Below are 11,252 nucleotides of genomic sequence, written 5' to 3'. Positions count from 1 at the left end.
TCACGACGCCGCCCCCGAAACCCAACAAAACGTCCACGATGGTAACCGCCTTTCGGTCACGCACCCAGTTCGCGCCGGAGCCTCTGGGGATCCACCCGCCAGAAGGTGTGCTGTTCGCCGTCGATGAGCACGACGGGGATCTGCTCCCAGTACGCCCGGTGAAGATCCTCGTCGAGCGTGATGTCCTTCTCCTCCCATCGTGCCCCTGTTTCCGCACACACGGCCTCGATCACCACCCGGGCGTCGTCACAGAGATGGCAACCCGGCTTGCCGATCAGCGTCACGGTGCGCGATGCGGCGTCCTTCTTCTTCGTCCGTCCGAACATGACGTCCATTCTGTCCAATTAACAGGGGAGCCCCGCAGTGTTCACGCCCCGGCATCGTCACAAGTCGGGAAGTACCGAACAGACTGGCTATGCTCACGACATGGCCGCTCTGGGATGGCTCACCCCTCGTAGGCGCTCCGCCACCGCGCGCAGCGTCCTCGCAGGCGAGGCCGCTGCCGAGGCAGCGCGGAAGTCCTCGCTCCAGCTGGAACGGGAGCGGGAGGAGGCGGCGGCCGAGACCGCGGCCGCCGAGACCACCCCGGCCGAACCGGAGTTCCCGGTCGTCGGCGACGTACGGGCAGCGGCCTTCTTCGACCTCGACAACACCGTGATGCAGGGCGCCGCGATCTTCCACTTCGGCCGCGGCCTCTACAAGCGGAAGTTCTTCCAGCGCCGCGAGCTCGCCCGGTTCGCCTGGCAGCAGGCCTGGTTCCGGCTCGCCGGCGTCGAGGACCCCGAGCACATGCAGGACGCCCGCGACAGCGCCCTGTCCATCGTGCAGGGCCACCGCGTCTCCGAACTGATGTCGATCGGCGAGGAGATCTACGACGAGTACATGGCCGACCGCATCTGGCCGGGCACCCGCGGCCTCGCCCAGGCCCACCTCGACGCGGGCCAGAAGGTGTGGCTCGTCACGGCCGCCCCGGTCGAGACCGCCACGATCATCGCCCGAAGGCTCGGCCTGACCGGCGCGCTCGGCACGGTCGCCGAGTCCGTCGACGGCGTCTACACCGGCAAGTTGGTCGGCGAGCCCCTGCACGGACCGGCCAAGGCCGAGGCGGTACGCGCCCTCGCCGCCGCCGAGGGCCTCGATCTGAGCCGCTGCGCCGCCTACAGCGACTCGCACAACGACATTCCGATGCTCTCGCTCGTCGGGCACCCGTACGCGATCAACCCGGACACCAAGCTCCGCAAGCACGCCAAGGCCCGCGAGTGGCGCCTGCGCGACTACCGGACCGGCCGCAAGGCGGCCAAGGTCGGCATCCCCGCCGCCGCGGGTCTGGGCGCGCTCGCCGGCGGCACCGCCGCCGCCGTCGCCCTGCACCGCCGCCGCCGCTGACCCGACCGGCCGCGGCGTACGCGCCGCGGCCCTGCCGATACGTTTCGGCTGCGATCATCTGCGACAACCCCGGACCAGGCGCCCTCACCCGTCCGTGGTCGAACACCACCGCACAGGTCGACTCCCAGGCATTCCGGGCTCCTTACCCAACAGCGGCCCCGATCACTCACGCGTTCTGCACTTGAGCACAACGCAACGCCCGCGCAGTCACACTCGGAAGCAATTCGATCAACAACCGGTCACGAACAGTGGCCAGTTACGACTGCAAGCAGTAATGGAAACGACGTAATCGGTGATTTGAGCAACTGGGTGTAGCGCTGCCTGTACGAAGCGTTATTCTCCTCAGACGCACAAAGGACCCCTCCCGTCGCCACGACGAGTGAACGGTCCCGCACTGCACGTGATGGAAGCTCTGCCTCTGGGAGTCCCGTGTACCCACACGTCGGGGTTGACACCTCGGGCCTGGCTACGCTGCGCGCAACGGTCCTCGACCACTTGCGCGGCTTCGTCCCCACCGCGTACGCCGGCCCTGTCCCCGCCTTCGCCTTCGCCTCACCGGCACCCGCCGGCCCTTGCTATGCCCTGGCCGACGGCAGCGCCGCCGTGGGCAGACGGGGAACCCGCGGCGGCGCCGGAACCTCGACCGCCGCCCGCCGCCCCACCGCCGACAGCGACAGCGCTCGGATGATGGACCTGGTCGAGCGCGCCCAGGCCGGCGAGGCCGAGGCCTTCGGCCGCCTGTACGACCAGTACAGCGACACCGTCTACCGATACATCTACTACCGCGTCGGCGGAAAGGCGACCGCGGAGGACCTGACAAGTGAGACGTTCCTGCGCGCCCTGCGCCGGATCTCCACCTTCACCTGGCAGGGCCGCGACTTCGGCGCCTGGCTCGTCACCATCGCCCGCAACCTCGTCGCGGACCACTTCAAGTCCAGCCGCTTCCGCCTCGAAGTGACGACCGGCGAGATGCTCGACGCCAACGAGGTGGAGCGCAGCCCCGAGGACTCCGTCCTCGAGTCCCTCTCCAACGCGGCACTGCTCGACGCGGTCCGCCGCCTCAACCCCCAGCAGCAGGAGTGCGTGACCCTGCGGTTCCTCCAGGGCCTCTCGGTCGCCGAGACCGCCCGCGTCATGGGGAAGAACGAGGGCGCCATCAAGACCCTCCAGTACCGGGCCGTCCGCACCCTGGCCCGCCTCCTCCCGGACGACGCCCGCTGACCGGTACGCGCCCCCCACACGCGCACCCGGACACCGGTCCGGGTCCCACCGGTCCACGCCCCGCCCCCCGCTCCTCCCCCCACATCCCACGACCCCCGTACGACTCACAGTCGGTGACGCCTCCGTGACGCACTGGTCCGATCATCTTTCGCGCGTAACCCAAGTGCCGCGCCGCTCGTTGTGCGGAATGCAGGCTCCCTGTGGTCACGCCATGCCCGCAGCCACTCACTCGTTCGTGTGGATGTGTTCAAGGTGTGCAACCTTCCGGACACCCCGGGGAGTCGACCGTCATGACGAGAGGAGGTGCCGCCAGTGATCGCGAACGTATCGGCGCACCGGCGGGCGAACGCCTTCGCCCAGGCCCTGGAGGACCGGGCGGCCGAGGGCGCGGCAGCCGAACAGCCCGAAGCTCCGGCCGAACCGGCCGAGCACGGAAGGCTGTTGGCCCTGGCGAACGGCCTCGGCGACCTGCCGAAGCCGCAGCTGGACCCCGAGGTCAAGGTGGTGCAGCGAGCGCAGCTCGTCGCCGCCATGGAAGCGATGCTCATGGAAGGGAGCGCGGCCGCGGGACCTACGGTCCCGGAGCAACGGTCACAGGGCGCCAAGGGAGCCCACCGGGCCTCCCCGCTCCGCAAGCTCCGCCCACGCTCCCGCTGGTCCAAGGGCCTCGCAGCCGGCGGCCTCACCGTCGGCGTGGCCGCGGGAGCCTTCGGCGGCGTCGCCGCCGCCAGCTCCGACGCCCTCCCAGGTGACTCGCTGTACGGGCTCAAGCGGGGCATGGAGGACATCAAGCTCGGCATGGCGGACGACGCCGCGGACCGCGGCGGCATCTACCTCGACCAGGCGTCCACCCGGCTCAGCGAGGCCCGCAGGCTCATGGAGCGCGGCCGCGCCGGCGACCTCGACCACGAGTCGCTCACCGAGATCCGCCGCGTCCTGGGCGGAATGAAGCACGACGCAAGCGAGGGCCACCGGCTGCTCCGCGAGGCATACGAGCAGGACGGCGAGATCGGCCCGATGGCCCGTCTCAACTCCTTCGCCCAGGCCCACAGGGACACCTGGAACGGCCTCCGCGACCGGCTCCCCGTGCAGCTCGCGGACGTCGGCAGCGAGGTGACCGGGGTCTTCGACGCCATGGACGAAGAAGTCGAACCGCTCCAGTCGGTGCTTCCCCGCACCCTGGAGAAGGACGGCATCACCACCGAGCGCCCGACCAGCGGGACCAGCAGCCCGCAGGACACCCGCCACCCGGACACCCAGAGTCCGTCGTCCACCCACGAGGCGCCGCCCACCGGCAGCACCTCCGCACCGCCCCGCCCGTCCGGTCCCACCCCGAGCACCGGTACGAGCACGAGCGCGAGCCCGGACGGCGGCGTCACCACCTCACCGGAAGACGACGGTCTCCTCGGCGGCGACACCGGGGGGCTGCTCCAGCCGCCGTCCCCGACCGGCCCGCCGACGGCACCCTCACCCACGACCCCGGCACCCCCCGACGTACCGGACGTGACCCTTCCGCCACTCCTGCCGGGCCTGCTTCCAGGCCTCGGCATCGACAGCGAGGACGCTCGCTAGCAAGAGAGGAGGGGCGCCCCACGGACGGGGGCGCCCCTCCTCTCTGTGCACCGTCAGAAGAACACCGACCGCCGCTGCACCAGCAACTTGTACAGCGTGTGCTGTATCTGCTCCCTGACCTGGTCCGTCAGGTTGAACATCAGCATCGGGTCCTCAGCCGCCTCCGGCGCGTACCCGTCCGTCGGAATCGGCTCCCCGAACTGGATGGTCCACTTCGTCGGCAGCGGCAGCGTCCCGAGCGGCCCCAGCCACGGGAAGGTCGGCGTGATCGGCACGTACGGGATGCCGAGCACCCTCGCCAGCGTCTTGGCGTTGCCGATCATCGGGTAGATCTCCTCGGCACCCACGATCGAGCAGGGCACGATCGGCACCCCCGCCCGCAGCGCCGTCGAGACGAAACCGCCCCGCCCGAACCGCTGGAGCTTGTACCGCTCCGAGAACGGCTTCCCGATGCCCTTGAAGCCCTCGGGCATGACACCGACGATCTCGCCCGCCCGCAGCAGGCGCTCCGCGTCCTCCGCGCAGGCCAGGGTGTGCCCCGCCTTCCGTGCCAGTTCGTTGACCACCGGCAGGACGAAGACCAGATCCGCGGCGAGCAACCGCAGGTGCCGCCCCGCCGGGTGCCGGTCGTGGACGGCGACCTGCATCATCAGCCCGTCCAGCGGCAGGGTCCCCGAGTGGTTGGCGACGATCAGGGCCCCGCCCTTGTCGGGGATGTTCTCGATGCCCTTCACCTCGACCCGGAAGTACTTCTCGTACAGCGGGCGCAGCAGCGACATCAGGACCTGGTCGGTGAGCTCCTCGTCGTAACCGAACTCGTCGACCTCGTACTCGCCGGTGACCCGCCGCCGCAGGAACGCGAGCCCACCCGCGAGCCGCCGCTCCCACCCCCCGGCACGGCCCCCGGCGTCCCCACCGACACCGCTTCCGGCCCCGGCCGCCGCCTCGCGTCCGTCGCCCCCCGCCGCCTCCGCACCGGCCGGCCCCTCCCCGGGCCCCTCCGGCTCCTCAGGGCCGTGCTGCGCCCCGGGCAGGGCCCTGACAGCCGCCGCCTCCCCGTCGGCCCTGCTGGGCCGACGACGGGCTCGCGAGCGGTCGTCGTCGAACGGAATGACCTTGGCGTCCGCCATCGCTGTCCGGTCTCCTCAGGCGCCGTGATGAAGTGAGTCGGTGGCGGCCGGGGCGAGCCGGCCGGCGAGCCGGTCCACCGCCCCGGCCAGCATCTCCGGCGGCAGAAGGCCCGGCCCCCTGCTGTCGGCGAAGTCCGCGAAGGTCTCCGCGGTCGTGTAGCGCGGCGAGAACCCGAAGACCTCGCGCATCTGCACCGTCGAGACGACCCGGCCATGGGTGAGCAGCCGGATCTGCTCGGGTGCGAAATCGGTGATCCCGACCGTGCGCAGCGCCGTCCCCACCCAGGTGACCGCGGGCAGCAGCACCGGGACGGTCGGCCGCCCCAGCCGCCGCGCGCACTGGGAGAGCAGCAGCACCCCGTCCCCGGCCACGTTGAACGTCCCGCTGTTCAGGGTGGCCCTGCGGGGCTCGTGCGCCGCCAGGCGCAGGACGTCGATCACGTCGTCCTCATGGACGAACTGGAGCCTCGGGTCGTAGCCGAGGACGGTCGGCATGACCGGCAGCGACAGGTACTCGGTCAGCGGGGACTCCGCCCGCGGTCCGAGGATGTTCGCGAAGCGCAGCACGCACACCGCCACGTCGGGCCGGCGCCGGGCGAAGCCCCGCACGTACCCCTCGACCTCGACGGCGTCCTTGGCGAAGCCCCCGCTCGGCAGCGACTTCGCCGCGGTGGTCTCGGTGAAGACCGCCGGGTCGCGCGGCGCGGAGCCGTAGACGCTGGTACTCGACTTGACCACGAGCCGCTGGATCCGCGGCGACTTCTGGCAGGCCCCCAGGAGCTGCATGGTGCCGATGACGTTGGTCTCCTTGACCGACGCACGGCCGCCGGCCCCGAGCGCCGTACCGGTGACGTCCATGTGGACGACCGTGTCGACCTCGTGCTCGGCGAGGACCTTCGCGATGGCCGGCCTGCGGATGTCCGCACGGACGAACTCGGCGGCGCCGAGCTCGTGCGCCGGGTCGACCGCGTCCACCGCGATCACCCGCTCCACTTCCGGGTCCCGCTGGATCCGCCGTACGAAACGGCCCCCGAGGTGCCGGGCGGCACCGGTGACGAGCACGACCCTGCCCAAGATCAGCGCCTTCCGTCCGTCTTCCGTTGGTCGCCACCGTAGCGCCTCCGTATTTCGGCGCGAATAAGGCGTGGCCCTCCACCGCGAACGGTGAAGGGCCACGCCTGACGCACGAATCGCTGCGGTGCAGCTGTCGCCTTACTTCTTGTTGCGACGCTGAACGCGCGTGCGCTTAAGCAGCTTGCGGTGCTTCTTCTTCGCCATCCGCTTGCGCCGCTTCTTGATAACAGAGCCCACGACTACCCTCGCTCACTTCTCGGAACATCCCCGCCTCCCGGCGGGGATCGGTGCGGGGCGTCTGGGCCCACACGACCTACGTCGGCCTAGCCTACCGTCCCGAGCACCGCGCTTGTAATCCGAGGGCCGTACGCGACTTTCCCGGCGATACCGGCCGCGCGCTCGCTACGCGGTCCCCACCCCCACGAAGGACTCCCTCAGGTACTCGTGAACCGCCTGTTCCGGCACCCGGAAGGACCTGCCCACCCGGATCGCCGGCAGATGACCGCTGTGCACCAAGCGGTACACGGTCATCTTCGACACGCGCATCACCGAGGCGACTTCCGCCACGGTCAGAAACTTGACCTCGTTGAGAGGTCGCTCGCCAGCAGCCATGACCCACCTGTACCTTCCGCCGCGACGCCCACCGGCTTCCCCTCCGGTGACTCTTCGTCGCCAAGCGCTCACTCGCCAGACTAGGGGCGGGTGGTACGAGTGGGGAAGAGGAGCTACCACCGGCCGTTTACCGTGACAGACACGCTCGATTGAGTACATAGCGCGTGAGCGGACGGTAGTAGTCGGAGCGCACGCCGTCATCAAGCGGAACGGCCACCGACACCTGCCCCTCCGCCTCACCGACGAACAGCGCCGGATCATCCGTATCGGCAAGACCGATGGCCTCGATACCCAGCTGACCTGCACCGCAGACCCATCCATGGTCCCCGACCACGAGCTCGGGCAGCGGCCCGCCACCCTCGGCCGCACTTTCGAGCGCGGCCCTAACCGGCAGCGCGGAGTGCGAGTGCGCCCCCACCTCGGCGCCACCCCCCGACAGCCCGGGCTCACGCACCAGCGCGACCCCCCGTACGTAGTCCAGGAGGTACGTACGTACGCCGAACCGGGTCGTTATGTCGACACATCGCCCCTGCGCCGGGGTGAGGACAAGACATCCCGCCGCCGACAAAGCGTCTGCGAGTGCGACGTAGAAACCGAGCAGACGATGCGGATGCCCCGTCCCGAACAGCACCGGAACCCGCCGCGCGGCCGCAGCCCCCAACCTCGCCGCGAACGCGTCGAGCCCCCTCAGCGTCCGCTCCGGATCGATGACGTCCGGCCCCGACCGGTGCTCCGGATCCCCCGACACCCCGCACTTGTCGGCCATCAACCGCAGCAGATCGGCCTCACCCCACCCCCAGGCGGGATCGAGCCCCAGCAGCACCCGCGGATCACGCGCGGCGAAGAGCCGATAGCTCCGCAGACTCTCCTCCCGCGACGTCGCCACCGTCCCCGCCAACCCCGCCGCCAAAAGATGCGCCCGCAGCGCCCCGGTACTCAACACCCTCCCGATGCTGCCGGAACACACCGCCACCGGAGCCGAAACCCCCCGGACAGCGCACAGTCGGCGTAACGACGACAAGCCACCCTGCGCCGATCGGACAAAGGCCCGACCGACAAGCCGCTCCTCAGGGAAGCAGCCCCCGCAGCGGGAAGGCAGCCTTCCGCGTCGCCAGCACCGCCTGGTCCAGCCGGTCCGCCGGGTCGTACCCCGCCGCCCAGTCCCGGTAGCCCACCGGCCACCGACCGTCCGTCATCCGCGCCGGCCCCAACTGCCGGGTCCGCGCGTACACCTCGTCCCGCCACGACGACGGGATCACCGACCCCGGCTCCACCGGGGCATGCGCGGCGATCCCCACCAGATGCGTCCACGACCGCGGCACCACGTCCACCACCGCGTACCCCCCACCGCCCAGCGCGACCCAGCGCCCCTCGGCGTACTCGTGCGCAAGCTCGTGACAGGCCTCCTGCACGGCCCGCTGCGCGTCCAGCGACACCGCCAGATGGGCCAGCGGATCCTCGAAGTGCGTGTCCGCCCCGTGCTGCGTCACCAGCACCTGCGGCCGGAAGTCCGCGATCAGCTCAGGCACCACCGCGTGGAAGGCCCGCAGCCACCCCGCGTCCCCCGTCCCCGCCGGCAGCGCCACATTCACGGCCCCGCCCTCACCCGGCCCCGCCGCACCCGTCTCCTCCGGCCACCCCGTCTGCGGGAACAGCGTCCGCGGATGCTCGTGCAGCGAGACCGTCAGGACCCGCGGATCCTCCCAGAAAGCCGCCTGCACCCCGTCACCGTGGTGCACGTCCACATCCACGTACGCGACCCGCTCCGCCCCCAGCTCGAGCAGCCGGGCGATGGCCAGCGAAGCGTCGTTGTAGATACAGAACCCCGACGCGCTCCCCGGCATCGCATGATGCAGCCCGCCCGCGAAGTTCACCGCGTGCGCGGCCTCCCCGCGCCACACCGCCTCCGCCGCCCCGACCGACTGCCCCGCGATCAGCGCCGACACCTCGTGCATCCCCACGAACGCCGGATCGTCGACCGTCCCGATCCCGTACGCCTGATCCGCCCGACGCGGTTCCACCGAGGCAGCCCGCACCGCCGACACATAGTCCTCACGGTGCACGAGCCGCAACGTCGAGTCCCCCGCCGGCTTCGCCGAGACCACGTCCATCGCCCGGTCGAGCCCGAAGGCCCGCACCAGCGACATCGTCAGCGCAAGCCGTACCGGGTCCATCGGATGCTCGGACCCGAAGTCGTACTGCGTGACAGCTTCATCCCACATCAACAGTGCGCGGCCGCTCATGCCCGCCACCGTATCGGGCCTCTCTCGAACCGAACGACGTGGCGTACACCACCGTCACCAGGACCAGCACCATCGGCACCAGCATCGCCCCCCGATAACTCCACGCATCCCCCAGCGCCCCCACCAACGGCGAGCCGATCAGGAACCCGACGTAGTTGAAGGCGTTGAGCCGCGCCACCGCCGCGTCACTCGCCCCCGGACCGTGACGTTCAAAAGCCAACCGCCCCGCCGCCGCGAACGTCTGCGGCACGATCACACTCAGCCCGAAGCCCAGCACCGTGAACCCCGCGATCCCCGCCCACGCCCCCGGCGCCACCGCCACCACCGCGAACCCGAGCGCCGCGAGCACCGCCCCGCACCGCACGACCACCGCCGCCCCCAGCTTCCGCACCCCGAGGTCACCCACCGCCCGCCCCAGAAGCGTCGTCACCATGTACGCGTTGTACGGCACGGTCGCCAGCTCCTCCGAACCGCCGAGCACGTCCTGGAGGTACTTGGCACTCCAGTTGGAGACGGTCGAGTCCCCTATATAGGCGAACGTCATGACGAGACAGAGCGGCAGCAGCAACGCGAAGGCGACCCCACTCCCCCGGCCGTCCCCGCTCTCCCCCACCACACCCCTCACGGCCCGCTGCTCCCCGGCCCCGTACCACCGGCTCCCCACAAACGCGGCCGGCAGCAGCACCGCCACGACCGGCAGGTACGACACGAACAACGACAGGTGCCAGTGCGCCCCCACCCAGGCCAGCGACGCACCCACGATCCCGCCCAGGCTGTACGAGGCGTGGAAGCCGAGCATGATGCTCCGCCCGTACGCCCGCTGGAGGTTCACCCCCAGCATGTTCATGGAGGCGTCCAAAGCCCCCACCGCAAACCCGAAGAGCCCGAGGGCGACCGCCACCTCCCACAGCTCCGTGCCGGCCCCCACACCCAGCAGCGCGAGCAGGACGACGGGCTGCGCCCACCGCAGCACCACCGCGGCCCCCACCCGGGCGACGACCTTCTCAGTCACCACACTCGCCACCCCGGCCAGGATCGGAACGGCGGCCAGGAACGCCGGCAACAGTGCGTCCGAGATCCCGTACCGGTCCTGGATCCCCGGTATTCGAGTCACCAACAGGGCGAACGTGACCCCTTGTACGAAGAAACTGACCCCCAGGGATCCCCGCCCACGCCGCAACCGCGCATCCGTCATGGCGGCACAGCGTAGGGCCGGGACCTACCGCTGGGTAGATGGATCACAGACCCAATGTCGCAGGCAGCTCGTCCATCGCCCCGAAGAACCCCGCGGCACCCGCGAGCTTCCCCTTCGGCGTCATCGCCGTGAACCCGTACACGTCCATCCCGGCCGCCACGGCGGCCTGGACCCCGAGCCCGCTGTCCTCGACGACCACACACCGCTCCGGAGCGACCCCCATCCGCTCCGCGGCGTACAGGAACAGGTCCGGCTCCGGCTTGCCCCGCCCGACGTCCTCAGCACTGAAGATGTTCTCGTCCCGGAACCACACGTCGAGCCCGGTCTTCCGATGCCCCACCCGAATCCGCTCATGGCTCCCGGACGAGGCGACACAGTACGGAACCCCGGCCTCGACCAGCCCCTTCAGCACCTCCGCGGCCCCACGCACCGCCTCCAACTCCCGCTCGAAGGCGTCGAAGACCCGCGCGTGGAACGTCTCGTCGAAGTCCACGGGCAACCGCTCCCCGGTCCGCTCCTCGACCAGCTCGTGAATGCGGTGCATGGCGGACCCCATGTAGTCCCGCACCGACTCCTCGTACGAGGTCGGGTGCCCGAGCTCCGTCAGATAGCCGGCGAGAAGCGTGTTGGAAATCGGCTCGCTGTCCACGAGCACACCGTCATTGTCGAAGATGACCAAGTCGTATCGCATGGACAAAGCGTAGAACGCAAAAATGCCTCAACCCCCGGACAGAAGTCCGGGGGTTGAGGCTAAAAATTGTTCGGCGGCGTCCTACTCTCCCACAGGGTCCCCCCTGCAGTACCATCGGCGCTGAAAGG

Annotated in this window: 12 protein-coding genes; 3 read left to right on the top strand and 9 right to left on the bottom strand. The window is 70.4% G+C overall.

Annotation, left to right across the window (positions count from 1 at the left end):
- Positions 1 to 56: 56 nt before the first annotated feature.
- Positions 57 to 335 carry a glutaredoxin family protein gene (locus tag IE124_RS33200; RefSeq protein WP_189513599.1) on the bottom strand — a complete coding sequence of 93 codons (279 nt, stop codon included), beginning with the start codon at positions 333 to 335 and terminating at the stop codon, positions 57 to 59.
- Positions 336 to 426: 91 nt separating this feature from the next.
- Between IE124_RS33200 and IE124_RS33195 the strand changes: the two genes are divergently transcribed.
- The 3 genes from IE124_RS33195 (at position 427) to IE124_RS33185 (ending at position 4,179) form a co-directional block, all read left to right on the top strand.
- Positions 427 to 1,386, top strand: coding sequence for an HAD family hydrolase (locus IE124_RS33195; RefSeq protein ID WP_189513597.1), 960 nt, complete (start codon positions 427 to 429; stop codon positions 1,384 to 1,386).
- A gap of 429 nt (positions 1,387 to 1,815) precedes the next feature.
- Positions 1,816 to 2,607: an ECF subfamily RNA polymerase sigma factor, BldN family gene (locus tag IE124_RS33190; RefSeq protein WP_055642830.1), complete on the top strand. Its 792-nt coding sequence runs from the start codon at positions 1,816 to 1,818 to the stop codon at positions 2,605 to 2,607.
- A gap of 312 nt (positions 2,608 to 2,919) precedes the next feature.
- The gene (locus IE124_RS33185) at positions 2,920 to 4,179 is read left to right on the top strand and encodes a DUF5667 domain-containing protein (protein ID WP_189513595.1); all 1,260 of its coding nucleotides are present in this window, start codon (positions 2,920 to 2,922) and stop codon (positions 4,177 to 4,179) included.
- Between the two features lie 53 nt (positions 4,180 to 4,232).
- Here IE124_RS33185 and IE124_RS33180 read toward each other — a convergent pair whose 3' ends face one another.
- The 8 genes from IE124_RS33180 to IE124_RS33145 form a co-directional block, all read right to left on the bottom strand.
- A complete protein-coding gene (locus tag IE124_RS33180; RefSeq protein ID WP_189513594.1) occupies positions 4,233 to 5,309 on the bottom strand; it encodes a lysophospholipid acyltransferase family protein in 1,077 nt (358 codons plus the stop codon).
- Between the two features lie 15 nt (positions 5,310 to 5,324).
- Positions 5,325 to 6,383: an NAD-dependent epimerase/dehydratase family protein gene (locus IE124_RS33175; RefSeq protein WP_189513592.1), complete on the bottom strand. Its 1,059-nt coding sequence runs from the start codon at positions 6,381 to 6,383 to the stop codon at positions 5,325 to 5,327.
- Positions 6,384 to 6,521: 138 nt separating this feature from the next.
- Positions 6,522 to 6,620 carry a 30S ribosomal protein bS22 gene (locus IE124_RS33170; RefSeq protein WP_003948845.1) on the bottom strand — a complete coding sequence of 33 codons (99 nt, stop codon included), beginning with the start codon at positions 6,618 to 6,620 and terminating at the stop codon, positions 6,522 to 6,524.
- 165 nt (positions 6,621 to 6,785) lie between these two features.
- Positions 6,786 to 6,995 carry a helix-turn-helix domain-containing protein gene (locus IE124_RS33165; protein ID WP_015034391.1) on the bottom strand — a complete coding sequence of 70 codons (210 nt, stop codon included), beginning with the start codon at positions 6,993 to 6,995 and terminating at the stop codon, positions 6,786 to 6,788.
- Between the two features lie 127 nt (positions 6,996 to 7,122).
- Positions 7,123 to 7,938 carry a phosphatase gene (locus tag IE124_RS33160; protein ID WP_189513590.1) on the bottom strand — a complete coding sequence of 272 codons (816 nt, stop codon included), beginning with the start codon at positions 7,936 to 7,938 and terminating at the stop codon, positions 7,123 to 7,125.
- 124 nt (positions 7,939 to 8,062) lie between these two features.
- Positions 8,063 to 9,238, bottom strand: a complete 1,176-nt coding sequence (locus IE124_RS33155) for an acetoin utilization protein AcuC (RefSeq protein ID WP_189513588.1) — start codon at positions 9,236 to 9,238, stop codon at positions 8,063 to 8,065.
- Positions 9,207 to 10,433, bottom strand: a complete 1,227-nt coding sequence (locus tag IE124_RS33150; protein ID WP_189513586.1) for an MFS transporter — start codon at positions 10,431 to 10,433, stop codon at positions 9,207 to 9,209. The genes IE124_RS33155 and IE124_RS33150 overlap by 32 nt, the downstream gene beginning before the upstream one ends.
- 43 nt (positions 10,434 to 10,476) lie before the next feature.
- Positions 10,477 to 11,124 (bottom strand): HAD family hydrolase, encoded by a 648-nt coding sequence (locus IE124_RS33145; protein ID WP_189513584.1) that lies wholly within the window; start codon positions 11,122 to 11,124, stop codon positions 10,477 to 10,479.
- Positions 11,125 to 11,252 lie beyond the last annotated feature (128 nt).

The sequence above is a fragment of the Streptomyces narbonensis genome (assembly GCF_014649015.1).
In the GTDB taxonomy this organism is placed as follows: Bacteria; Actinomycetota; Actinomycetes; order Streptomycetales; family Streptomycetaceae; genus Streptomyces; species Streptomyces narbonensis.
The sequence above is the reverse complement of the archived record's forward strand: the minus strand, read 5'-3'. Positions and strand labels throughout refer to the sequence as shown.